The organism is Trujillonella humicola (genome assembly GCF_046233715.1).
Taxonomy (GTDB): Bacteria; Actinomycetota; Actinomycetes; order Mycobacteriales; family Geodermatophilaceae; genus Trujillonella; species Trujillonella humicola.
The window spans coordinates 1-22,464 of the sequence record NZ_JBJNRJ010000056.1 but is presented as its reverse complement, the minus strand read 5'-3'; the positions used below and the strand labels follow the sequence as shown (position 1 = coordinate 22,464).

Sequence of the window (22,464 nt, the reverse complement as noted above, 5' to 3'; positions counted from 1 at the left end):
CATCAGCACTACGACTCCCGCGCGGGCCGCTCGCCCGGGGTCCGCGGCACAGCCCCCCCCGGGGACCCGGTCAGCCCAGTCGCGCGGCGGCGGCGAGGCCCTGCACCACCTGGTCCCCGAGCGAGTTGAGCCCCGGGCCCAGCAGCGCCCCGGTCAGCACCGCTCCGGGGCACGCCTCGAGCAGCGCGTGCCGGTCCTGCCGGGCCGCGGCGACCGAGGCCGCCGTCGGGATGCCGAGCGCGCCCGGCGCCCGCAGGGTCCGCAGCACCCGCACGTCGGGGTGGCCGCCGCTGCCGCCGCGGTGGGGGTCGATCCCGAGCAGGCCGCACAGCTCGTCCACGAGCGGGCCGGCGACGTCCCCGTCCCGACCGGCCGCGTCGGCCGCGTGCCCGGCCTCGACGGTCACCCGCCGCCACTCGGCGTCCCGGCCGGCCATCAGGTCCTGGTCGGTGACCCGGTAGGCCACCAGGCCGGGGTCGGCGACGAGCAGGCACGCCGCGGGCCTGTGCACCGCCGCCGCCCGGACGGTGCCGAACAGGACGGTCACCGGTGCGCCCGGCGTCCGCCCGACGGGCGGCAGGCCGAGCAGGGCCGCGGCCCGCTCGGCCGCGATCCCGAGCACCGGCCGCGGGTGCACGGTGCGGCCGCCGGACTCGGTGCGCACCTCCCAGCCCCCCTCGGCCCGCGACAGCGACACGACCGCCGACGGGTCGACGGTCACGGTGGGCAGCTCGGCGATCCGCCGCTCCAGCTCGCGCACCAGGTCCCCGACGAAGCCCGAGGACGTCGTCCAGAACGGGTGCTCGGCGACCGCGGTGGGCTCCCCCGCGCAGGCCGCGGTCACCGTCTCCGGCCAGTACAGCGGCAGCCAGGCCGCCCGGTGGTAGCGGGCCAGCAGGTCGTCCAGGCCCGGACCGAGGACCTTGGCGGCGAACGGAATGACCAGCCGCTCCTGCAGGGCCCGCCCGTGGTTGGCCTCGGCCGCGGCGGCGTAGGTCAGCGTCTCGTAGGCGGGGCCGGTCGTCTTGTGCGCGGCGTGCACCGGCTCGGCCCGCGGCAGCACCGCCGGGGGCGGGGTGCCCAGCTCGGCGAGCACGTCGAGGCGGTCGCTCATCAGGTGGTCGGGCCAGCGCCGGCCCTCGACGAGCACCTCCGGCGTGGCGGCTCGGCGCAGGTCGGCGTGGGCGAGCTGCCAGCGGTCGACGGCCCCGGCGAACCGCGTCCAGTCGTAGCGGCGGTCGGGGTCGTAGCCGGCGAGGTCGGGCTCGCCGGCGGTCCCACCGGCGGGGAACCGCTCCAGGGTCACCATCCCGATGTCGAAGTCGGTGCCGGCGATGCGCAGGCCGCGGAAGTGGCCGCCCGGCGGGCGCCCGTCGGTGACCAGGACGACGTCGCGACCGGCGGTCCCGAGCTCGGCCGCCGCGACCAGCGCGGCGAGGTTGTTGCCGACGACGAGGGCGTCAGCCATCCGCGGGCTCCGCGTCCACCCAGATCTCCGACCCGAGGTCGGGCAGCAGACCGGTCAGCCGGTCCAGCCCGTCGAGCAGTTCCCCGGTGAGGAAGCCGGAGTCGACCAGCTGCTGCATCTGCGCGTGGCTGAACGGCTTGACCAGGATGCTGCCGCGGGCGACGACGCGCAGCCCCGCCTCGGCGAGCTCCCGCTCCAGCGTCGCGACGTCGTACACGGTCCGCTGCTGGAGCAGCCGCTGGTTGTCCGACCGAGCGTCCGCGGCCGGGATCAGACCCATCGCCACGGCCAGCAGGCGGTGCAACGAGCCGGCGCTGGGCACGTTGACGTGCACCACCCCACCGGGCCGGCAGGTGCGCCGCACCGTGCGCAGCAACCGGTCCGGGTCGGGCACCTCGTGCAGCAGACCGCTGACGACCACCATGTCGAACGGCCCGCCGAGAGCGTCCTCGGAGGCGTCCTCGAGCAACGCCTCGACCACCGTCACCTCCGGCCGGCCGGCCGCCTGCCGGCGCGCGCCGTCGGCGAACACCGGCGTCGGCTCCACCACGACCATCTCCTGCCCCGGCAGGTCCAGGAACAGCGGGGCCTCGGCGCACCCGACCTCGAGCAGGCGGCCGGGGCGGTGGGCCGCGACCCGGTCGAGCACCCGGCGGCGGCGGTAGGCGGCCTGCAGCGGCTCGAACGGCAGGTGGCGGTACCGGGTCCCGTAGTCGTCCAGGTCACGCACCGGAGCCACTCCCGTGGCCGGATCCGGGAACGACCTCGGAGCTGTTCCCCCGCTCACGGAACGACGCTAGCAACACCTTCCGGGTACCCGCGGCAGCACCGACGCTGCGCTTGAAGTTGACCAGCCCGGTGTTCGGCGTGCCGTCCTTCTCGCTGGAGGGTCCGAGGTCGAACAGCCGCACCCCGCCCTGCAGCGACCGCTTCACCAGCAGGTGGGCGAGCAGGTCCATGGGTGAGCGCTCCAGCTCGTGCCCGGCGTCGCCCCACGCCACCAGGAGGTCGACGTCGTCCAGCACCCGGTAGACGACCGCGGCGGCGACCGCCTGGCCGTCCACCCGGAGCAGGAGCAGCCACACCCGGTCGGGGAAGGCCGCCCGCACCCGCTCGAGGTAGTCGCGCGGCAGCCCCGGCGGGCGGCCGTGCGCGGCCCGGTTGGCGTCGAGGATCCGGTGCAGCGTGGTGAGGTCCTCGCCGCCGCTGACCTCGACCAGCTCGTGCGGTCCGGCCAACGCGGTGCGGACGTAGGGGCGCTTGCGCTTGAACAGCGACAGCGGGTCGACCCCGGCGTGCAGCGGCGCCAGGTCCACGTGCTGGTTGACGTCGCAGTGCTCGACGGTGAAGCCGGAGTTCAGCAGCACGTACTCCAGCACCGGCTCGGCCGGCGAGTAGACCGGCGGCCGCGACCGCACCCGGACGCCGGACAGGCCGTCGGCGCGCGCCGCCTCCAGCGCGCCGCCGACCAGCTCGAGCAGGTCCTCGATCGGCGGGTCCGCGCGCACCAGGTCGGGCCCGCCGAAGGGGGCGCTGTGGCCCGAGAGCAGGACGCCGTCGTTGACCACACCCTCGACGACGCCGACCAGCCGGCCCTCTCGGCGGTGCTCGTACCGCCACCGGCGGTCCGCCGGCACCGCGTTGAGATCGTGGAAGCGCGGATCGCAGAAGAGCAGCCCGCCCCCCAGCAGTCGCTCCGGGCTCACTGCACCATCACTCCGTCATCCCCCGGCTCCTCCGCCCCTGGTGGTCCCGTCCATCGTCGCGCCTGCCGATGGAATCCACCGTGACCCTCACCGACCGACGCTCGCAGGCCCCCGGCCGTCGGGCCACCGACTGGAACACCAACCCGCCGCAGGGCACCGCGGGTTGCCACCTGGTCGACCTCCCGCGCGTCACCGACCCGCGCGGGAACCTCACCTTCATCGAGGGCGGGGACCAGGTCCCCTTCGACGTCGCGCGGGTCTACTACCTCTACGACGTCCCCGGTGGTGAGTCCCGCGGGGGGCACGCCCACCGGGAGCTGGAGCAGCTGATCATCGCGGCCGCCGGCAGCTTCGACGTCCTCGTCGACGACGGCACCGAGACCGCGCGCTTCCACCTGAACCGGTCCTACTACGGGCTGTTCCTGCCCCGGCTGACCTGGCGCGAGCTCGGGAACTTCTCCACCGGCAGCGTCTGCCTGGTGCTGGCCTCGCAGCGCTACGCCGAGGACGACTACTACCGCGACTACGCCGACTTCGTCGCCGCCCGCGTGCTCGCCGACGCCGAGGGGACGGTCGCGGGGTGACGGCGCCCGCCGTCACCACCGGCGTGCCGTTCCTCGACCTGCGCGCGCTGCACGAGGAGCTGCGGGACGAGCTGGAGGCCGCAGCCGTCGGCGTGCTGCGCAGCGACCGGGTGCTCATGGGCCCGGCGCTGGCCGCCTTCGAGCAGGAGTGGGCCGCCGCCGTCGGTGCCGGCGCCGCGGTCGGCGTGGGCAGCGGCCTGGACGCGCTCTCCCTCGGCCTGCGGGCGCTGGGCGTGCGCCCCGGCGACGAGGTGCTGGTCCCCTCGCACACGTTCGTCGCGACCTGGCTGGCGGTCGTGCACGTGGGAGCGGTGCCGGTGCCGGTCGACGTGTGCCCCTCCACCGGCCTGTGGGACGCCGGCACGGTGGCCGCGGCGGTCGGCCCGCGCACCCGCGCCCTGGTGCCGGTGCACCTGTACGGCCACCCGGTCGACCTCGCCCCGCTGACGGCGCTGGCGCGGCGGCACGACCTGGCGGTCCTCGACGACGCCGCCCAGGCCCACGGTGCCCGGCTGCACGGCCGGCCGGTCGGCGCCCTGGGGCATGCGACCGCCTGGAGCTTCTACCCCGGGAAGAACCTGGGTGCGCTCGGCGACGGCGGCGCCGTCACCACCTCCGACGCCTCCGTGGCCGACCGGCTGCGGTCATTGCGCAACTACGGCTCGGCGGAGAAGTACGTCCACGACGAGATCGGCTGGAACAGCCGGCTGGACGAGGTGCAGGCGGCGATGCTCTCGGTCAAGCTGCGCCACCTGGCCCGGTTCACCGCCCGGCGCGCCATGGTCGCGCGCGGCTACGCCGAGGGCCTCGCGGACCTGCCGGTGGAGCTCACCCTGCCCGCTCCGGCACCGGGTGCCGAGCCGGCGTGGCACCTGTACGTCGTGCGCACCCCGCACCGCGACGCCCTCCGCGAGCACCTCACCGCGCACGGCGTCGAGACGGGCGTCCACTACCCACGGCCCCCGCACCGCCAGCGCGCCTTCGCGGGCACGCCGGCGGCCGCGGCGCACCTGCCGGTCGCCGACCGGCTCGCCGCCGAGGTGCTCAGCCTGCCGATGGGTCCGCACCTGAGCCGGGCCGGGCAGGAGCACGTCATCGACACCATCCGGAGGTTCCGGCCGTGAGCGCCCCCCTCGTGAGCATCCTGGTCCCGACCTACAACGGCGAGCGGTTCCTCAAGAAGGCACTGCGCTCGGCGCTGGAGCAGTCGCACCGGGAGATCGAGGTCCTCGTCGGCGACGACGCATCGACCGATTCCACCCCCGAGGTCCTCGCCGCCGTGGCGGCCGGCGACCCCCGCGTGCGGGTGATCCGGCACGAGACGAACGTCGGCGCCTACGACAACCCCGTGCGCCTGCTCGAGGAGGCGCGGGGCGAGTACGTGAAGTACCTGCTGCACGACGACCTGCTCATGCGCGACTGCGTCCGGGACCTGGTCCGCGGCCTGGAGGCGACGGACGGCGCGGTGCTCGCGTTCTCCCGGCGCTCCATCGTCGGCGAGGACGGCCGGACCCTGCCCGGCGGGGAGCTGGCGCCGCTGGCCGACCGGCCGGGGCCCCTGGACGGCCACGAGCTGGTGGACGGCGTCCTGCAGAACTGCACCAACGTCATCGGCGAGCTGACCACCATCCTCTTCCGGCGCACGGCCGTCGACCCGGCGGCGCTGTGGCAGGTGGACGGGCGCCGGCTCGCGGTCCTGGGCGACCTGGCGCTGTCGCTGTCGCTGCTCGCCCAGGGGCCGGCCTTCTACACCCCCCGCAGCCTCAGCTCCTTCCGCATGCACGGCGACCAGCGGTCCCGGGACGACGTCCGCCGGATCCGGGGCGCCCTGGACTGGCCGCGCCTGGTCGACTGGGGCCGGCGGGCCGGGTTCCTGGCCGATCCGGCGCAGCAGCGCCGGGCCTACGCGACCGCGCTGCGCATCGCGGCGGACCACTATGCGGCGATGCCGCCGGGGCCGGGGATGGTGGCCGGGCTGGAGGCCGCGTACCTGTGCACCGTGGCCCTGGCCGAGCTCGAGGGAGCGCTCCCTCCCGGCCGCGGGGTGCCGCTGAGCGACCGCGCGCACGGCCCGGCCGTCCTCGGCCGGCTGGCCGCGGAGCTCGACGACAGCATCCCGGATTGAGGTCCTCCCGGCCGTGCCGTGGTGCGCGCCCGCACCGAGTGAGTAGCGTCCTGGTCGATGACCGAGACCTCGAGCGCCGGTGACGTAGCCACTCCCGACGTCGCCCTGCGTTACCCCGGTGGAGAACTGCCCCTGCCCGTCATCCCCTCCACCGAGGGCGCTGACGGCTTCGACACGAGCAAGCTGCTGGCCACGACCGGCCGCGTCGCCCTCGACATCGGCTTCGTGAACACGGCGTCGTGCACGTCGGAGATCACCTACATCGACGGCGACGCGGGCATCCTGCGCTACCGCGGCTACCCCATCGACCAGCTCGCCGGCAAGGCCAGCTTCGTCGAGGTCAGCTACCTGCTGATCTACGGCGAGCTGCCCACCGCCGACCAGCTGGCCGCCTTCGACTCGAGCATCCGGCGGCACACGCTGCTGCACGAGGACCTCAAGCAGTTCTTCAAGGGGTTCCCGCTCGACGCGCACCCGATGCCGGTGCTCTCCTCGGCGGTCAGCGCGCTGTCGACCTTCTACCAGGACTCGCTGGACCCCTTCGACGAGCAGCAGGTGGAGATCAGCACGCTGCGGCTGCTGGCCAAGCTGCCGACGATCGCCGCCTACGCCTACAAGAAGTCGGTCGGCCAGCCGTTCCTCTACCCGGACAACTCCCTGGGCCTGGTCGAGAACTTCCTCCGGATGACCTTCGGCTTCCCGGCCGAGCCCTACGAGGTCGACCCGGAGCTGGCCGCGGCGCTGGACATGCTGTTCGTGCTGCACGCCGACCACGAGCAGAACTGCTCGACGTCGACGGTGCGGCTGGTCGGCTCGTCGCACGCCAACCTCTTCGCCTCGGTGTCGGCGGGCATCAACGCGCTGTTCGGGCCGCTGCACGGCGGCGCGAACCAGTCGGTGCTGGAGATGCTCGAGTCGATCCAGCGCGACGGCGGGGACATCCGCCGCTTCGTCGACCGGGTGAAGAACAAGGAGCCCGGGGTGAAGCTCATGGGCTTCGGCCACCGGGTCTACAAGAACTACGACCCGCGCGCGGCGATCGTGAAGAAGACCGCCGACACGGTGCTCGACAAGCTCGGCGGCGACAACGAGCTGCTGGACCTGGCCCGCCAGCTCGAGGAGATCGCGCTGTCGGACGACTACTTCGTGCAGCGCAAGCTCTACCCGAACGTCGACTTCTACACCGGCCTCATCTACCGGGCGATGGGCTTCCCCACCCGGATGTTCACCGTGCTGTTCGCGCTGGGCCGGCTGCCCGGCTGGATCGCGCAGTGGCGCGAGATGATCGCCGACCCGTCGACCAAGATCGGCCGCCCGCGGCAGCTCTACACCGGTCCCACCGAGCGCGCGTTCGTCGAGCTCGGCGACCGCTGACGGGTCCACGCGTGTCCGAGCCGTCCGGGGAGGAGGTCATCGTCCTGCCGCCGCTGCCGCTGGCGACCGGACGCCTCCTCCCCGACGGCTCCGACGAGTGCACCGACGCCGCCTCCCGGCGGATCACCGAGGTCTCGCTCGTCGTCCGCACCGAGGACGGCGCCGAGCACCGGCTGCCCCTGGTCGAGCAGCACGGCGCCTGGTGGGCGCCCGCGCCGCCGCGGTGGACCGCACCGCCCGACCGGTCCACCGATCGGGCGACATCCCGGAACCACCCTCACCCGGAGGGGTGAGCGCTCCTCCCCCGCCCCTCCGGGGTCCCCCCGTCGACGTCGATACGACGGCGAGGCCGCTGCAGCGCAGTGAGCCGGCCGCGTAGGACGAGACCGCCGGGGGACCCGCAGTGCCCGCACCACGCACGCCCGCTCCCCGGGGTGCCCGGACCTCCTCGCGGGCCGCCTCCCGCGCCACGCCGTCCCGCGCCACGCCGTCCCGCACCACGCCGCCCCGCGGCACCGCTCCGCGCCCGCCGCTGACCCCGCAGGAAGCCCAGGCCCTCCGCGCGCTGCTCGCCGCCCGAGCGGCGGCCAGGGGCTCCGCGACGGCCGGAGCGCGCCGGGCCGCCGGCTCGCGGACGAGCGGTTCCGCCTCCCGGTCGACGGCCCGCCGCCCGGCGTCGCGCACGCGGCGTTCCTCCCGCCGCCGCCGCCGCCGCCCGGCCCGGCCTCCGGTGTGGCGGCGGCTGATCGCCGCCGGGGACCGGCGGCGCCGGACGCGCCGCGTGCTCGTCGTCGCCCTGGCCCTCGTGCTGCCCGTCCTCGCCGGCGCCCTGTCCCCCACCCGGCCGGCGCCCGCCGGCGCGGCGACCGACCCGGCGGGCCTGGCCGAGGCCGCCCAGCAGGCGTTGCTGTCCGCCGCCGGTCGCTACCGCGAGATCCAGCGGGACCTCGTCACCCGGCGGGAAGCGCTCATGCGTGCGGAGGAGGCGGAGGCACACGCCCGCGCCGCCGCCGCGACCGCCCGGGACGTGGTCGGGTCCGGCGCCGCCGACCTGTACCGCATGACGCCGGAGCAGCGGGAGCCGCTGCTCGGCCTGGACGTGCACGACCCCGGCGCCGCCGCCGACGTCCTCTGGTTGCGGGGCCTGGCCGAGCGCGCCGCGGAGGACCGCACCGGCGACGTCGTCCGCGCAGCGCGGGCGCAGCAGGCACTGGCCGCCGCCGAGCTGCAGACCCGGGCCGCGCGGATCGTGGTCGACGCCGCCGCCGGCGAGGCCCGGGCGGTGCTGGCCCGCGTGGGCGAGGAGGTGGGCGCGCTCACCCCGGCCACGGCCGCGCAGCTGGCCGGGCTCGGCGTCGCGCCCGTCGCCGCACAGCAGGAGGCGAACGCGGCCGCGCTGCGGCGCTGGCAGGACTACCTCGGCGTGCTCGCCGTCGCCGGCCTCCAGCCGCCCGCCGCCGCCGCGCTGGCCGACCCCGCGGCCCTGCCGCCGGGTCTCTCCCCGGCGCTGGACGGCACCGGCACGCCGATCCCCGGGATCGCGGTGGGCGTGGCCGGCAACCGGCCGGTCACCGTCCTCCCCGCGGAGACCGTGGCCGCGGTCAGCGTCGCGTTCTCCCAGGTCGGCCGCGCCTACGTGGCCGGCGGCAGCGGACCGGACGGCTACGACTGCGGCGGCCTCGCCGCGGCGGCCTGGATGCAGGCCGGATACGGCCTCCCGGTCTCGGCGGCCGACCAGTGGGCCACCGGCGCGCCGGTGCCCGCCGCCCAGCTGCAGGTCGGTGATCTGGTCTTCACCGACGGCGGCGCCGACGTGGGCCTCTACGTCGGCGAGGGGCAGGTGCTGGGTGCCTCCGCCGCGAGCTACCAGGTCGGCGTCCGCACCGTTCCCGGTGCCGCGGGCAGCGTGCGCGTCACACTTCCGGCGCCGGCCGAGCCGAACGCCGCGCTGCCCGCGGCCACCTCCGGCAACGGTCCCTGCGGCGCCCCGCCGGTCCCCGCCGGGCCGGTGAGCCCGGCGTGGGGTGGCTACGCCAACGGCCGCATCCCCGTCTCCGCGCTGTGCGCGATCGGCCGGCACCACCACCTGCGCTGCGACGCCGCGGCCGGCTACACCGCCCTGGCCGCGGCCTTCGCCGACGCGTTCGGCCGGGAGCTGTGCATCACCGACTCCTACCGGCCGTTCACGGCCCAGGTGGCGGCCGCACGCGCCAAGCCCCGGCTGGCAGCCGTACCGGGCACGTCCAACCACGGCTGGGCCCTGGCGGTCGACCTGTGCGGGGGCGTCAACCACTTCGGCAGCGCCGAGTTCCGGTGGATGGAGGCCAACGCGGGCCGCTTCGGCTTCGTGCACCCCACCTGGGCGCGGCAGGGGGCCGCGAAGCCCGAGCCCTGGCACTGGGAGTTCGGCGACCTCGTCAGCTGAAGGGGGTCGCTCGACCGGCCCGGCTACACCCAGGGCAGGGTGGGCAGCGCGCGCCAGGGCAGCCGCACGCAGGGCTCACCGGTCGACTCGGCCAGCCGCGCCGCCACCCCCGCCGCGGCGCCGGCCACGGGCCGTCCCGGCGTGAGCACCACCTGCAGGTCGGCCACCCCGAGCCCGGCGGCGGCCACCCGGTCCAGCTCCCGCCGGCCGGCGGCGAACGGGGCGGAGGCCAGCATCGGCACGGCGGGGTGGGACCACAGGGCGACCGGCCCCTCGACGCGCAGCTCCGTCGGAACCGCGGCCGCCCGCGCCAGCGACGCGTCGCGGACGCGCGCGACGGCGGCCGGCCCGGCGGCCGGCGACGGCGTCCACGGCAGCGCGACCTCGTCGCGGCGGACGACGACCCGCCACCCCACCGCCGTCCGCGCCGCGTCGGCCCAGTCGAGCACCGTGATGCCGGACTCCGCGGCCGCCGAATCCGGCACCGGCCGGTGGGCGACCCACGAGCAGAGGGCGGCGGCGAGCGCGCCCGGGGTCGCGCCGACGCCCGCGGCGGTCATGTCCTCCGCCAGGTCGCGCAGCGGCGTGCGCAGGCTGCGCTCATCCTCGCGCAGCACGACCACGGGACCGTCGACCCGGTCGTCGGTCAGCACCGCCCGCAGCCGGGACGTCGCGAGCTCCGGGAGCACCTCGCGGGCGATCTCGAGCAGCCCGGCGAGGTCCACGGGGACCGGCCGGAGGCGGGCGAGCAGTCCTGCGGTGGACCGGCCGAAGCGCGGGTCGCTCACCGCGGCGCCCGCGACAACGCCGTCCGCAGCGCCTCGGGCAGCGCCGGCAGCGCGAGGACGCTGGCCAGCTCGACCGCCGACAGGCGCACCGGCAGGACGTCGTCGTCCCAGCCGGCGATGCGGCGCACGCGCGCCGCGGGGCCGGGCCAGACGGCGTCCCGGGCCATGGCCACGTGCAGCTCGGTGAGGACGTCGGCGAGGTGGATCGCCGCGACGGGGTGGACCTCGCCGGCCGCCAGCCCGTCCCGCACCGCGGCCGCGAGGGCGGCCCGCGCGGGTGCGGCCAGCCAGTGGGGCACGAGGACGTCCGGGGTCGGGTCCCCCGCCGCCAGGGCGCTCAGCTCGGGCTCCCCGGGGACGTCGCCCGCGCCACGCGGCGGAGCGGGGAGGCGTTCACGCTGGAGATATCGGCAGTCCGGCGGCGGGTCGGACCCCGTTCCGCGACATTTGCGCCGGACGGTCTCGTTCCGCCTGGTCCCCGGGCGCCACCGGACCGCCGAGGCGCCGAGGCGCCGGTCCGTGTGGACCGGGGCTGGGAGGACGCGCGGTGCGGGACGGCCGGGGCCCGTCCTCAGTCGGCCAGGTCGGCCAGCTGGGCCTTGAGCGCCCGCTCCACCCGGTCGGCGTGCACGTTCATGTTGCGCACCGAGGTCCCCAGGTCGGCCGACAGCTGGGTCTTGGTGACCCCGCCCCAGGTGGTCAGGTACCAGGTGGCCCAGCCCAGCACGTTGGGCTGGCCCGCCCGCTGCTCGCGCCGGGCGGTCGGGTCGGGGGCGCAGGCGGCGGTCAGCGCGTGCGACAGCAGGGTCTGCTCCGCCTCGCCCATGATCTCGTCCGGCGCCTCGGAGCTGTCCGGGATGAGGATCTCCGCGGCGTCCGGCGCCCCGTCCAGCGACTGCAGGTTGCGCAGGCCGTTGAGGGTGGCCACGGTCTGCGAGTTGCGCCGCAGCGTGGCCACGCTCTGCCCCATGTAGGCGGCCAGCTCCTTCTCCGAGGGACGGCGCTGGTGCTCGGCCACGAAGGCCGCGATCGCCTTCTGCTGCTTGTTCTCCGTGTCGGCGGCGGTACGGCCGTGGGCGGCGCGCCCCAGGTCGTGCACCCACTTGGACAGCTGGGTGGCGAGGAACGCGCCGAACGGCACGCCCTTGGTCTCGTCGAACTGGCCGACCGCCTTGAGGATCCACTCGTAGACCTGCTGCGCCAGGTCGTCGGGGTCGGGCAGGTGCAGGCGGACGGTGCTCATGTTCCGCTGCAGGCGCTTCATGCTCACCGGGCCGTAGTGGCGGCACAGCTCCTCGAGGAAGGCCGGCGGCAGGTCCCGGGGCGCCCGGCGCCGGACGTCGGCCTCGGCCCGCAGGCCCACGGTCGTGATGCCGCGGCCGGCGCACCAGACCCGGATCCAGTCGGCCAGCACCGGCCCCTGCCCGCAGGCTCCGTCGACCCGGAAGAGCCCCTCCCCGTGGTCGAAGCTGACCTCGACACCGTCGGGCAGCGCGGCCTCGAACTCGTCCGGCGAGAGGTCTCGGTCGACGCGGAAGTGCACGCGGTCGCGAGGGGTGATCGGGACGCGGGCGAAGCCCTCGGCCTCGGGGATCCCGCCGAAGACGAGGGGCTGGCGGGCGCGGGCGTCGGTTCCGGGGGTGGTGGTCACGGGGTGGCTCCTGGGGAAGAGGAGGCTCGCTCAGGCGAGGACGTGCTGGGGCGCCGGGACGGCGTCGCCGGCGGGGACGACCGGAGGGACGGCGACGGCCGCGGTGGCAGCAGTGGCGGTGGCGGTCGAACCCACGCCCAGGCTCGCCATCAGCCCGGCCGCGGCGGCGCGCTCGGCCGGGCCCGGCTCGGCCGAGTAGACCGGCATGTGGTCGTAGAGCGTGGTGAAGAGGTCGCTGACGAAGGCGTAGGCGGCCTGCGCCTGCGGGGAGAAGCGGGCGACACCGGCGCGCGGGCCGAGCTCGACGCCCACGGTGACCCGCACGGCGCGCTCGTCCTTGCCCAGCCCCGTCACCGAGACGGCGACGTCGGGATGGGCGGCGGCCAGCGCGGCCAGGCCGGCGAGGCAGCGGCGGGCCGAGCCCCGCCGCGGTCGCAGGGCCACGTGCACGACGACCGTGTCGGCCTCCTCGGCCGCCAGGACGGTGTCGGCCTCCTCGGCCGCCAGGACGGTGTCGACCTCCTCGGCCGCCAGGACGGTGTCCGTCCCGGGCGCCGGGATGAGACCGGTCGGCTCGGTCGACGGGTCGTCGAGCTCGGCCGGTCCGGCCGGGTCAGCGCTGCGGTACATGGTGTCGCCCCCTCGTCGTGCGTGGGGCAACTCTGGCGCATGGCGACCGCGACACCGCGACAACACTCGCTCAGCGGAGCGCAGTTGTGGGGGCCTCGCTTCGGCACATCTTGCCCGTGTCGCTGCGCCTGCCCAGCCCGGCCGCCGCCTCGTCGGCAGAATGTGCCGAGTCGGGGGTGGCCGGGCGGTGCAGTTGCGTCAGGCCGGGGCCGCCCCGGTCGCCGTCGGGGCCTCGTCCGCTGCGGCGGCCGGCGCGAAGGCGGCCAGCGCGCCCAGGGTGTCGGCGGTGACCTGGGCCGCGAGGAGGTTGGCCTCGGCGATCTGCCGGTAGACCTCCTCGCGGTGGATGGTCACCTCGCGGGGCGCCTTGAAGCCGAGGCGGACGGTGCCGCCCCGGACCTCCACGACGTGCACCTCGATGTCGTCACCGATGCGGATCGTCTCGCCGACGCTGCGGGTCAGGGTGAGCATGTGAACCCCTCCATGGGTCTGTGTGGCCTCCGTGGCAACCCCGCCGGAGCGGGGACGGGCGCGGTGCGCGCCTCCTGGGTTATCGGCGCAGCGGCCGCCGGATGGGATGGGCGGCGTCCATGAGGACCACCTGGGTGGCGCGCCAGTTCGCCGGGTTCACCACGACCGGTGCCCGCAGGTTGGCGGTGGCCGCGGCCGGGCCCTCCGGAGGAACCGTCACGAGACAGAACAGCTGAGCGTCGGCGGGGTCGTCCAACCCGAGCTCGGTGCACACCGACCGGGGCAGCACGGGGGCGTAGTCCGGGAAGTACCGGGCCGGGGGGATGGCCAGGAAGCGCGGACCGTCGGCGTCGAGCGACTGCAGCCAGAAGAGCAGCCCGTCGCCGTCCGCCGTGACGAGCACGTAGTCGCGGTGGTCGGGGAAGCCGGGCACCGGCTGCACCATCCCCAGCAGCGGCAGGGTGGCGACGGGGGCGAGCGTCATGCTGCTGCTCCGGGGTCGAGGGGGGCGGGGATCACCGCAGGAAGTCCATGAGGTTGGGCTGGATCGCCTGCGCGGTCGCGCCGAGGGCGGCCTGGTAGCCCGTCCGCTGCATGTTCAGCTCCATGATCGTCTTCGGGAGGTCGACCTCCTCGACGTCGGCGAGCCGGCTCTTGAGGGTCAGCTGGAGATCGGTGTTGACCTGCTGGGCCGTCGCGATCCGCGCCGACCGCGCGCCGATGTCCGCCGCCGCGGTCAGCAGCCGGGTGACCGCGGCGTCCAGGTCGGCCAGGTCCGCCTCGAGGTCGGCGGGGTCGGCACCCGCCGTGAGCACGTGGTCGGCGATGTCGGCGACGAGCGCGAACAGGTCACGCCCGGACGCGGGGTCGCCGAACGCCTCCGGCCCGGTGATGTCGATCCGGATGGCCTCGGTGTCGGAGACGCGGCGGACCAGCGGCACGGTCACGTCGGTCGGGACGCCGGCGATCGTGGCCGTCCCGCCGACGCCGACGAAGGCGCCGGTCGCCGGGTCGTAGGCCTGGGTGCTCTGCGTCGCGCCGCCGAAGACCGGGCGGCCGTTGATGCTCTGGTTGGCCAGCCCGATCAGGCTCTCCCGCAGCGAGCGGACCTCGGTGGCGATGGCCGTCGCCGAGTTGCCCTGCATCGAGCCGGTGTTGAGGCCCTGCACCGTCAGGTCCCGCACCTTGCGGACCTGCGTCAGGATCGTGTTGAGCGCGGTGTCGGCCGCGTCCAGCCAGCCCTTGCCGTCGGAGATGTTGCGCGCCTGCTGCGTCACCGCGGCGGTGCTCTGCCGGACCTGCATCGAGGTGTTCGTGCCGGTCGGCGCGTCCGACGGCGCGTTGAGGACCCGTCCGGAGGTCAGCTGCTGCTGCAGCTTGGCCATCCGCTCGAGGTTCTGGTTCAGCCCGAGGAGGCTGGTCTGCGCGACCGCCCGCTGCGTGATCCTCATCAGCGACCCACCACGCCCGTGCCGTTGATCAGGGTGTTCAGCGCCTCGTCGATCGCGGTCACCAGCCGGGCCGCGGCCGCGTAGGCGTGCTGGTAGGCCATCATGTTCGTCATCTCCTCGTCGAGGTTCACCCCGGCGACCGACTCACGGGCGGCGTCGACCTGGTCGCGGACGACGGTCTGCACCTGCAGGTCGCGCGCCGCGACCGCGGATTGCACGCCGAGGCCGACGATCAGCTCCCGGTAGGTGGCGTTCACCCCCACGGGGTCCAGGGACAGCCGGTACAGCGCATCGGCGTTGTTCCCGTTGGCCGTGGTGGCGCCGCTGGGCGACGGGCCCGCGGCGGCCAGTGCCCGCGGGTCGGTGATGCGGACCGTGATGTTGGCGGCGGTGACCAGCAGCGGGTCCACCGCCCCGGTGCCCGGCCCGTTGCCGACCAGCGGCTCCCCCGGGTTCCCCGCGAGGTCGAAACCGGCGGCGTGCGCGGAGTTCAGCGCGTCGGCCAGCCCGCTCGCCAGGGAGTCCAGCGCCTGCCGGTAGGTGGGGACCACCGTCGTGAGCACGGAGAGCTGCCCCTCGGCGGTCCCGCCCGGCTGCACCGTCGTCCCGCCGGGCACGGTGACCAGCCGCGGGGGGTCTCCGGCGACGCCGCCGATCCCGCTGCTGCCCTCCAGCGCCAGGCCGATGGCGCTCCGGCCGGACACCAGGGTGGTCCCGCCGACGACGACGTCGACCATCCCGCCGTCCTTGGCCACGGCGGTGGCGCCGACCTGCTCGGCCAGCTTCATGACCAGGCCGTCGCGCTTGTCCACGAGCTCGTTGACCGAGGAGCCACTGAGCGTGCCGGACTGGATCTTGGTGTTGAGGTCGGCGATGGACCGCGCGGTGGCGTTGACGTCGGTGACCATGGTCCCCAGCGCGGTGCGGGTGTCGTCCCACTGCTTGTCCAGCGTGCTCGCCGTCGTGCGGATGCCGGCGGCCAGCGTGGCCAGCCGCTCCATGACCTGGCGGCGGGGCGCCTCGTCCAGGGGGTGGTTGGCGACGTCGCTGAAGCCGCTGAAGACGTCGGCGAGCATGCTCTGGATACCGGTGTCACCGGGCTCCCGGAACGCCTGCTCGATCCGGGTGAAGGCCGCGCTCTGCACGGTCAGCCGCGCCGTGGTCGCCGTCTCCAGCCGGCCGCGAGCCTCGAGGAAGGCGTCGCGGATGCGCAGGACCGTGTTCGAGTCGACGCCGGACCCGACGCCGTCGCTCACCGACCAGATCGCCGGCAGGGTGGCCCCGTTCATCGAGGACTGCTCGACGCGCTGCCGCGAGTACCCCGCGGTGTTGACGTTGGAGATGTTCTGACCGGTGACGTCCAGGCCGCGCTGCGCGGCCCACAGCGCCGTCGTCGCCCGGGTCAGACCTCCGAAGGTGCTGCTCACGTCAGAGTGCTCCGTCCAGGGTCACGGCGCGGTTGGCGCCGGCGGTGCTGCGCCCCGTCGCGCCGTAGGTGCCGGCCGAGGGCGCGCGGACCGACAGCAGCGCCTCGTCGATCGCGGCCAGGCCGCCCTCGATGAGCTCGCGGTTGCTGTCGGACAGGCTGCGCAGCTCGGTCACGAGCACGAGCAGGGCCTCGTGGTGCTTGGCGAAGAGGTCGTTCCAGGGCGCGGGGGCCGCCTCGGCCACCTGGCGCAGCGAGGGGTTGACGTCCAGGCCCAGCCGAACGGCCAGCGCCTCGGTCACGGCGGCCCGCTCGACCTCCAGGCTGCGCAGCTGGTCGAGGACCACCTCGATCTCGTGCGCGATGCGGGCCAGCCACCGGCTCTTGCCCGTGACGATCAGGTACTGCTTCTCCTCGGCCTTGAACAGCAGCAGGTCCAGCAGCTCCTGCTCGCGCCAGAGCAACGTCGACAGGTGCTGGTAGTCCACGTCCCCACCGCCTCCCTCGTCCGGTCGCGAGCCCGTCGGGCGGCCCACGTCTTCGCGAACCAGCCATCGGCACCCGGCGAGGAACCCTCAAGCCGAGGGACGGACGTTGTCAGATGTTCGCGACCCGGCGACGGTGCCGACCGGCGCACCGGCTGCCGAGGAGGAGGTCGTGCGAGCAGCCCGATCCCCGGTGACCGAGCGTCCTGCGGCCGATCCCCGCCCCCGATCGCCGGGGACGGTCGACGCGCTGGTGACCGAACACCTCCCCCTGTGTTCCTTCGCCGTGAACGCGGTGGCCTCCCGCATCTCCCTCCCGGCGCACGTCAGCCGCGAGGACCTGCTGTCCTGCGCGAAGGTGGCGCTGGTGGAGGTGGCGCGGAGGTTCGACCCGGCCGCCGGCGCCACATTCGCCACCTATGCCCTCCCGCGGTTGCAGGGGGCGGTGCTCGACGAGCTCCGCTCGGGCGACTGGGCGAGCCGGTCGGTGCGGGCCGCGGCGCGCCGGACCGACGCCGCCGCCGACGCGCTGACGGTCAGCCTCGGCCGCCCGCCGACCCGCGAGGAGCTCGCCGAGAGCCTCGGCATGCGGCAGGGCGACCTCGACGCCCTGCAGGTCGACGTCCACCGCGCGGTCATGGTCAGCATCGACGCCGAGTCCGGTGCCGAGTCCGGCGGGCTCGACCTGCCCGACCCGGGCGAGTCGCCCGAGCGGGCGGTCCTGCGGGGTGAGCGCGGCCGCTACCTGCAGCAGGCGATCCGCGAGCTGCCCGACCGCCTCGACGAGGTCGTCGAGCGCAACTTCTTCGGCGGCGAGTCGCTGACCGAGATCGCCGCGGACCTCGGCGTGACGCTCTCCCGCGTCTCCCAGATGCGCGCCCGCGCGCTGACGCTGCTGCACGCCGCGATGAGCGAGGTGTGGGAGGGCCGGGCGGTCCCGGCCGACGGCGGTGTCCGCGCCCGCAACCAGCAGCGCTCCTACGTCGACCGCGTGGCCGGGCGCAACGCCCCGCCGGCGACCGCGCCGCCGGCCCTCCCCCGTCCGCGGGACGAACGCCTGGCCAGCCGTTACGGCGCCGCGCGGCCCGCCTGAGCACAGAGAGAGGCACGACCATGAAGGTGCTGCTCATGCACGCCGGCCAGATCGCGCAGGACTACTACCGGGTCAGCGAGCCGGTCGCGGAGATCCGGGCCGCCGGTCTCGGCATCGAGATCGAGACGACGCTCGGCATCGAGACGATGGTCCGCCCGGGCGAGGGCGGGGAGGTCTACGACGCCGACGCCCGCGGGGCCGACGTCGTCGTGCTCCAGCTGCCCAAGACCGTCGCGATGCTGCAGACCATCCGGGTGCTGCAGAGCCAGGGCGTCGCCGTCGTCGTCGAGATGGACGACCTGCTCTCCGCCATCCCGTTCGGCACCCCGAGCCACACCGCACTCATCCGCAAGGGGATGGCCCGCCGGGCCGCCGAGTGCGCCCGCGAGGCCGACCTGGTCACGACCACGACGCCGGCGCTGCTGCAGGAGTACGCCTCCCACGGGCGCGGAGCGGTGATCCCCAACGCGATCCCCCGGCGCATCGCCGAGCTGCCGCCCGCCTACGAGCGCGAGCCCGAGGTCGCCACCATCGGCTGGACCGGCAGCGTGTTCTTCCACCCGTACGACCTGCAGGAGATCGGCACCGGCCTGCAGCAGGCGCTGGACCGCACCCGCGGCCGCAGCCGGTTCATGGTCCTGGGTCAGAAGGGCGATGCGGCCAAGCGCCTGGGGCTGGGCGACGAGCCGGCCGAGGTGCCGTGGATCGAGGGCATCGATGCCTACACGACCGCCGTCGGCGAGCACTTCGACCTGGGCATCGCCCCGCTGCGGATCGACCGGTTCAACACGAGCAAGAGCTGGCTCAAGGCGCTGGAGTACTCCGCCCGCGGCGTGTGGTTCGCCCGCTCCCCCAGCGCCGAGTACGAGCGGCTGGGCCTGGGCCGGCGGGCGCGCAACGCCAAGGACTGGGCCAAGGCCCTGACCGGCGCCGTCGCGGACCCCGACCGGCGCCGCGAGCAGGCGGCTGCCAACCGCGAGGCGGTCCTGGCCGGCCACCTCACCGAGCACACCGCGCAGCGGTGGGTCCAGGCCTGGCGGCAGGCGCTGGACCACTCCGCCCGCGCGCGCCGCCGCTACGCCTGACCCCTTCGAGGGGGACGGCGACACGGCCGGGTGACGGCGGACGGAAATCCCGCCCCGTTCGCCTCAAGTCACGGCAGGAGCCGACCGAAACCTCGTCTGCACGGCCCGCAGCACGGATGCAGCGGGATCTGAACCAAGACCCCGTCCAAGGAGGAACACCATGGGTCTCAGCGTCAACAACAACATCGCGGCGATGAACTCGTACCGCAACCTGTCGATCACCGACGGGCAGATGAGCAAGTCGCTGGAGAAGCTCTCCTCCGGCTTCCGCATCAACCGCGCGGCCGACGACGCCGCGGGCCTGGCCATCTCCGAGGGCCTGCGCTCGCAGATCGGTGGCCTGAAGGTCGCCGTCCGCAACACCCAGGACGGCGTCTCGGTCGTGCAGACCGCTGAGGGTGCGCTCACCGAGACGCACAAGATCCTCCAGCGCATGCGCGACCTGACCGTCCAGGCCAGCAACACCGGTGGCCTCAACGACGACGCCAAGAAGAACATCCAGTCCGAGGTGACCCAGCTCAAGAACGAGCTGACCCGCATCCAGGACACGACGACCTTCAACGGCACCAAGCTGCTCGACGGCAACTACGACGGCAAGTTCCAGGTCGGCGCCAACGTCGGCGAGAGCATCTCCGTCAAGATCGGCACCGCCATGGGCGCCGCCGGTCTGGGTGTCGACGGCGTGGACGTCACGCTGGCCGACCAGGGCATCACCGCCGCCGCCACCGCCGCCGGCGTCGCGACGGCCGCTGTCGTCAGCATCGCCAGCGGTCAGGCCGACCTCAGCCTGTCCGAGGGCTACGCCGCCCTCAACGGCACGCTGAGCATGAACGGGAAGACCCTCGACCTGTCGTCGGTCACCTACGACGCCACCGCCGGCACCGCTGCCCGCCTGACCGCTCTGACCAGCGCGGTCAGCAACGTGTTCGGGTCGGACATCACGGTGGCCACCGCCGCCGGCTCGATCAGCTTCACGGCGACCACGGCCACCACGGCGGACGACGTCGCGAAGTACGACCTCAAGTTCACCCAGGCCACTGGCGCGGACCAGGCCCTGAAGGACATCGACGAGGCCATCAAGACGGTGAGCAACACCCGGGCCGATCTGGGTGCCATCCAGAACCGGTTCGAGCACACCATCAACAACCTCAACGTCGCGGTCGAGAACCTGACCGCGTCGGAGAGCCGGATCCGCGACACGGACATGGCCCAGGAGATGACCAACTTCACCCGGACCCAGATCCTGACCCAGGCCGGCACCGCGATGCTGGCCCAGGCCAACCAGGTCCCGCAGGGTGTCCTGAGCCTGCTCCGCTGATCCACCCCAGCACCACCCAGCAGCACCCGTAGCACCAGGTGAGGGGGGAGGCCTCCGGGCCTCCCCCCTCACCTGCACACGACCGCCCAGGAGGACCCGGCATGGCAGGCATGAGCACGAGCGTCGGGCTCATCTCCGGGCTCAACACCGCCGACCTCGTCAGCCAGCTGATGAAGGTCGAGGCGAACCCGCAGACCCTGCTGAAGAACAAGCTGGTCTCCACCAACAGCGACGGCGCCGGCTACCGCGCGGTCAACCTGCGGTTCGACTCCCTCAACAGCGCCGCCGCCGCACTGGCCGACGACGCGGCGTGGACGGCCACCAAGGCCACCAGCTCCGCCGGGTCCGTGACGGCCACCGCCGCGGCGTCCGCGGCCGCCGGCTCGCTGACCTTCACCGTCGACACGCTCGCCACGGCGCACTCCGTCCGCAGCGTCGGCACCTGGACCGCCGGTGCCGGGCAGACGGCGGCCGACCTCGACTTCGGCGCCACCTCGATCGGCATCACGGTCGGGGGCACCACGACGACGATCGACCTCGACACCGACGCCGGCGGCACCGCGACGCTCACCGAGGCGGCCGCCGCGATCAACGCGAAGACCGAGCTCGGTCTCACCGCCACCGTCGTCCAGGTGGCCGACGGTCAGTACCGCATGCAGCTGAGCACGAAGACCACCGGGGCCGCCGGCATCTTCTCGGTGAGCGGCGGCCCGGCCTTCACCGACCTGACCACCGGGACGAACGCGCAGCTGACCATCGGCTCGGGACCGGGTGCCTACACCGTCACCTCGGCGAGCAACACCTTCTCCGGGCTGCTCCCCGGCACGACGCTGACCGTCTCCGAGGCCGGCAAGACGGCCACGGTCTCCGTCGCCCGCGACGCCGACGCCACCGCCGCCAAGGTGCAGGCCCTCGTCGACGCCGCCAACAACGCCCTCAAGGTGATCACCGACTACAGCTCGAAGGACAGCGCCACCGCCACCCTGCAGGGCGACAGCACCCTGCGGAACCTGGCCGGGAAGATCCTGGACATCGTCTCCTCCGGCATCGGGGGGAAGTCCGCCTCGACCGTCGGCATCTCCCTCACCAAGGAGGGCGCGCTCACCTTCGACAGGGCGGCCTTCGCCGCCGCGCTCGCGGCCGATCCGGCCGCCACGAAGCAGATGTTCACCGCCACCACGGGCAGCGGCACCACCGCCCGGCCCGTCGGGTTGTCCGCGCAGCTCCAGTCCCTGGGGAAGTCCGCGTCGGACCCCTCGACCGGCACCCTCACCCTGATGGCCAAGAGCACCGAGACCACCGCCAAGGACCTGCAGGAGCGCATCGCCGCCTGGGACATCCGGCTGGCGCAGCGCAAGGAGAGCCTCACCCGCCAGTTCACGGCGATGGAGACCGCGCTGGGCACGCTGCAGAACCAGTCCACCTGGCTGGCCGGGCAGCTGTCGGCGCTGCCGTCCTGGTCCAGGTCCTGAGCCTCGCCCCACCCCCACCCGACGCCGCTCCCCCGACGTTGACCCTGGAGATCCCCACGCCATGAGCACTGCCTCGCTCCGCGCCCGCTACCTCGGTGACACGGTCACCACCGCGTCGCCGCAGCAGCTGCTGGTGATGCTCTACGACCGGCTCGCGCTCGACCTCGACCGCGCCTCGGCCGCGCTCGCCGCCGGCGACCGGGAGGCCGCCGGCGTGCAGCTCAACCACGCGCAGGAGATCGTGCTGGAGCTGCGCAGCAGCCTGCAGGTGGACGCGTGGGAGGGCGGCCCCCGCCTGGCCGCGCTCTACAGCTGGCTGCTCACCGAGCTGGTGCAGGCCAACGTCAAGGCCGACAGGAACCGCGTGGCCTCCTGCCTGCTCGTCGTCGAGCCGCTGCGCGACGCGTGGCGGCAGGCCGCCGCGAGCCTCAGCACCGCCGCGGCACCGGCCTCGGCATGACCGCCGACCGCCCCTCCCCCGCCGAGTGGGCGACCGTCCTGGAGGAGATGGAGGGCGAGGTCCTCGCCGCGCAGGAGTCGCTGGAGGCCGGCCGGACCGAGGACATCGCGGCCTGGAGCCGCCGCACCGCCGACTGGACGCCGCCCCAGCAGCTCGGCCAGCTCCCGGCGGACCTGCGCGAGCGCGCCGCCCGGCTGCTCCAGCACCAGCTCGCGGTCGCCGAGGAGCTCGCCGAGCGCATCCTGCAGTCCCGCCAGCAGCGCGACCTCGCCGCCCGCATGGCCTACGCGCGCACCCGCCCCGCGGCCGCCTTCGTCGACCGCGCGATGTAGCCCCGGCGGAGGAGATCCGTCGGCGTCACGCCCATGTCGTGTCCCCGGACATGTGTCGTGGTGTGGGCTCATGACATGTGTCGCGGTTGGGTTCAGGCGGCGTCCATCCTGGCGTAGCGC

Annotated in this window: 24 protein-coding genes; 12 read left to right on the top strand and 12 right to left on the bottom strand. The window is 74.7% G+C overall.

The annotated features are described in order from the left end of the window. Window positions 1-70: 70 nt before the first annotated feature. The 3 genes from ACK586_RS21040 to ACK586_RS21030 are packed head-to-tail and all read right to left on the bottom strand — an operon-like array spanning window position 71 to window position 3,174. Entirely contained in the window at window positions 71-1,468 is a 1,398-nt protein-coding gene (locus ACK586_RS21040) for a hypothetical protein (RefSeq protein ID WP_409332462.1), read from the bottom strand. Next, entirely contained in the window at window positions 1,461-2,198 is a 738-nt protein-coding gene (locus ACK586_RS21035) for a class I SAM-dependent methyltransferase (protein ID WP_409332461.1), read from the bottom strand. The genes ACK586_RS21040 and ACK586_RS21035 overlap by 8 nt, the downstream gene beginning before the upstream one ends. Beyond that, complete coding sequence (locus ACK586_RS21030) at window positions 2,191-3,174, bottom strand: GNAT family N-acetyltransferase (protein ID WP_409332460.1); 984 nt, start codon at window positions 3,172-3,174, stop codon at window positions 2,191-2,193. Before ACK586_RS21030 ends, ACK586_RS21035 begins: the two co-directional genes overlap by 8 nt. An 80-nt stretch (window positions 3,175-3,254) precedes the next feature. On the opposite strand from ACK586_RS21030, the gene ACK586_RS21025 reads away from it, so the two are divergent. From ACK586_RS21025 to ACK586_RS21000, 6 genes are all read left to right on the top strand, one after another. Next, window positions 3,255-3,758 carry a sugar 3,4-ketoisomerase gene (locus ACK586_RS21025; protein WP_409332459.1) on the top strand — a complete coding sequence of 168 codons (504 nt, stop codon included), beginning with the start codon at window positions 3,255-3,257 and terminating at the stop codon, window positions 3,756-3,758. Next, window positions 3,755-4,882, top strand: a complete 1,128-nt coding sequence (locus ACK586_RS21020) for a DegT/DnrJ/EryC1/StrS family aminotransferase (RefSeq protein ID WP_409332458.1) — start codon at window positions 3,755-3,757, stop codon at window positions 4,880-4,882. Before ACK586_RS21025 ends, ACK586_RS21020 begins: the two co-directional genes overlap by 4 nt. Then, window positions 4,879-5,883 carry a glycosyltransferase family 2 protein gene (locus ACK586_RS21015; RefSeq protein WP_409332457.1) on the top strand — a complete coding sequence of 335 codons (1,005 nt, stop codon included), beginning with the start codon at window positions 4,879-4,881 and terminating at the stop codon, window positions 5,881-5,883. Before ACK586_RS21020 ends, ACK586_RS21015 begins: the two co-directional genes overlap by 4 nt. Window positions 5,884-5,940: 57 nt before the next feature. Next, entirely contained in the window at window positions 5,941-7,257 is a 1,317-nt protein-coding gene (locus tag ACK586_RS21010) for a citrate synthase (protein ID WP_409332456.1), read from the top strand. Between the two features lie 11 nt (window positions 7,258-7,268). After that, window positions 7,269-7,550, top strand: coding sequence for a hypothetical protein (locus tag ACK586_RS21005; protein ID WP_409332455.1), 282 nt, complete (start codon window positions 7,269-7,271; stop codon window positions 7,548-7,550). 488 nt (window positions 7,551-8,038) lie between these two features. Further along, window positions 8,039-9,682 carry an NlpC/P60 family protein gene (locus ACK586_RS21000; protein ID WP_409332454.1) on the top strand — a complete coding sequence of 548 codons (1,644 nt, stop codon included), beginning with the start codon at window positions 8,039-8,041 and terminating at the stop codon, window positions 9,680-9,682. 23 nt (window positions 9,683-9,705) lie between these two features. Here the strand turns inward: ACK586_RS21000 and ACK586_RS20995 are convergent, their stop codons facing one another. The 9 genes from ACK586_RS20995 to ACK586_RS20955 all read right to left on the bottom strand — a co-directional run bounded on the left by ACK586_RS20995 (window position 9,706) and on the right by ACK586_RS20955 (window position 16,587). Then, window positions 9,706-10,470, bottom strand: a complete 765-nt coding sequence (locus ACK586_RS20995) for a hypothetical protein (RefSeq protein ID WP_409332453.1) — start codon at window positions 10,468-10,470, stop codon at window positions 9,706-9,708. After that, on the bottom strand, window positions 10,467-10,769 hold the full coding sequence (locus ACK586_RS20990) for a hypothetical protein (RefSeq protein ID WP_409332452.1): 303 nt from the start codon (window positions 10,767-10,769) through the stop codon (window positions 10,467-10,469). The genes ACK586_RS20995 and ACK586_RS20990 overlap by 4 nt, the downstream gene beginning before the upstream one ends. Window positions 10,770-11,041: 272 nt before the next feature. Continuing rightward, window positions 11,042-12,121 carry a sigma-70 family RNA polymerase sigma factor gene (locus ACK586_RS20985; protein ID WP_409332451.1) on the bottom strand — a complete coding sequence of 360 codons (1,080 nt, stop codon included), beginning with the start codon at window positions 12,119-12,121 and terminating at the stop codon, window positions 11,042-11,044. A gap of 30 nt (window positions 12,122-12,151) precedes the next feature. After that, window positions 12,152-12,751 (bottom strand): hypothetical protein, encoded by a 600-nt coding sequence (locus ACK586_RS20980; protein ID WP_409332450.1) that lies wholly within the window; start codon window positions 12,749-12,751, stop codon window positions 12,152-12,154. A gap of 198 nt (window positions 12,752-12,949) precedes the next feature. Next, window positions 12,950-13,222 carry a carbon storage regulator CsrA gene (csrA, locus tag ACK586_RS25625; protein ID WP_425330392.1) on the bottom strand — a complete coding sequence of 91 codons (273 nt, stop codon included), beginning with the start codon at window positions 13,220-13,222 and terminating at the stop codon, window positions 12,950-12,952. A gap of 79 nt (window positions 13,223-13,301) precedes the next feature. After that, complete coding sequence (fliW, locus tag ACK586_RS20970; protein WP_409332449.1) at window positions 13,302-13,706, bottom strand: flagellar assembly protein FliW; 405 nt, start codon at window positions 13,704-13,706, stop codon at window positions 13,302-13,304. 31 nt (window positions 13,707-13,737) lie between these two features. Next, complete coding sequence (locus ACK586_RS20965) at window positions 13,738-14,673, bottom strand: flagellin N-terminal helical domain-containing protein (RefSeq protein WP_409332448.1); 936 nt, start codon at window positions 14,671-14,673, stop codon at window positions 13,738-13,740. Beyond that, on the bottom strand, window positions 14,673-16,100 hold the full coding sequence (gene flgK / locus ACK586_RS20960; protein WP_409332447.1) for a flagellar hook-associated protein FlgK: 1,428 nt from the start codon (window positions 16,098-16,100) through the stop codon (window positions 14,673-14,675). The genes ACK586_RS20965 and flgK overlap by 1 nt, the downstream gene beginning before the upstream one ends. Window position 16,101: 1 nt before the next feature. After that, the gene (locus ACK586_RS20955; RefSeq protein ID WP_409332446.1) at window positions 16,102-16,587 is read right to left on the bottom strand and encodes a flagellar protein FlgN; all 486 of its coding nucleotides are present in this window, start codon (window positions 16,585-16,587) and stop codon (window positions 16,102-16,104) included. 169 nt (window positions 16,588-16,756) lie between these two features. On the opposite strand from ACK586_RS20955, the gene ACK586_RS20950 reads away from it, so the two are divergent. The 6 genes from ACK586_RS20950 to ACK586_RS20925 all read left to right on the top strand — a co-directional run bounded on the left by ACK586_RS20950 (window position 16,757) and on the right by ACK586_RS20925 (window position 22,344). Further along, window positions 16,757-17,677, top strand: a complete 921-nt coding sequence (locus tag ACK586_RS20950; protein ID WP_409332445.1) for a sigma-70 family RNA polymerase sigma factor — start codon at window positions 16,757-16,759, stop codon at window positions 17,675-17,677. A 20-nt stretch (window positions 17,678-17,697) separates the two neighbouring features. Continuing rightward, a complete protein-coding gene (locus ACK586_RS20945; protein ID WP_409332444.1) occupies window positions 17,698-18,762 on the top strand; it encodes a glycosyltransferase family protein in 1,065 nt (354 codons plus the stop codon). 160 nt (window positions 18,763-18,922) lie between these two features. Next, window positions 18,923-20,080 (top strand): flagellin N-terminal helical domain-containing protein, encoded by a 1,158-nt coding sequence (locus ACK586_RS20940; RefSeq protein WP_409332443.1) that lies wholly within the window; start codon window positions 18,923-18,925, stop codon window positions 20,078-20,080. Between the two features lie 101 nt (window positions 20,081-20,181). Further along, window positions 20,182-21,552 carry a flagellar filament capping protein FliD gene (gene fliD, locus ACK586_RS20935; protein ID WP_409332442.1) on the top strand — a complete coding sequence of 457 codons (1,371 nt, stop codon included), beginning with the start codon at window positions 20,182-20,184 and terminating at the stop codon, window positions 21,550-21,552. 61 nt (window positions 21,553-21,613) lie between these two features. Continuing rightward, the gene (fliS, locus tag ACK586_RS20930) at window positions 21,614-22,012 is read left to right on the top strand and encodes a flagellar export chaperone FliS (protein WP_409332441.1); all 399 of its coding nucleotides are present in this window, start codon (window positions 21,614-21,616) and stop codon (window positions 22,010-22,012) included. Beyond that, window positions 22,009-22,344, top strand: coding sequence for a hypothetical protein (locus ACK586_RS20925; protein WP_409332440.1), 336 nt, complete (start codon window positions 22,009-22,011; stop codon window positions 22,342-22,344). Before fliS ends, ACK586_RS20925 begins: the two co-directional genes overlap by 4 nt. Window positions 22,345-22,464: the final 120 nt, after the last annotated feature.

Bases quoted from the DNA above. Each gene is read 5' to 3' on its own strand.
- ACK586_RS20945 (WP_409332444.1), top strand. From the start codon at position 17,698: ATGAAGGTGCTGCTCATGCACGCCGGCCAGATCGCGCAGGACTACTAC.
- ACK586_RS21040 (WP_409332462.1), bottom strand. From the start codon at position 1,468: ATGGCTGACGCCCTCGTCGTCGGCAACAACCTCGCCGCGCTGGTCGCG.
- fliD (WP_409332442.1), top strand. From the start codon at position 20,182: ATGGCAGGCATGAGCACGAGCGTCGGGCTCATCTCCGGGCTCAACACC.
- fliS (WP_409332441.1), top strand. From the start codon at position 21,614: ATGAGCACTGCCTCGCTCCGCGCCCGCTACCTCGGTGACACGGTCACC.
- csrA (WP_425330392.1), bottom strand. From the start codon at position 13,222: ATGCTCACCCTGACCCGCAGCGTCGGCGAGACGATCCGCATCGGTGAC.
- ACK586_RS21010 (WP_409332456.1), top strand. From the start codon at position 5,941: ATGACCGAGACCTCGAGCGCCGGTGACGTAGCCACTCCCGACGTCGCC.
- ACK586_RS20940 (WP_409332443.1), top strand. From the start codon at position 18,923: ATGGGTCTCAGCGTCAACAACAACATCGCGGCGATGAACTCGTACCGC.
- ACK586_RS20965 (WP_409332448.1), bottom strand. From the start codon at position 14,673: ATGAGGATCACGCAGCGGGCGGTCGCGCAGACCAGCCTCCTCGGGCTG.
- ACK586_RS20925 (WP_409332440.1), top strand. From the start codon at position 22,009: ATGACCGCCGACCGCCCCTCCCCCGCCGAGTGGGCGACCGTCCTGGAG.
- ACK586_RS20980 (WP_409332450.1), bottom strand. From the start codon at position 12,751: ATGTACCGCAGCGCTGACCCGGCCGGACCGGCCGAGCTCGACGACCCG.
- fliW (WP_409332449.1), bottom strand. From the start codon at position 13,706: ATGACGCTCGCCCCCGTCGCCACCCTGCCGCTGCTGGGGATGGTGCAG.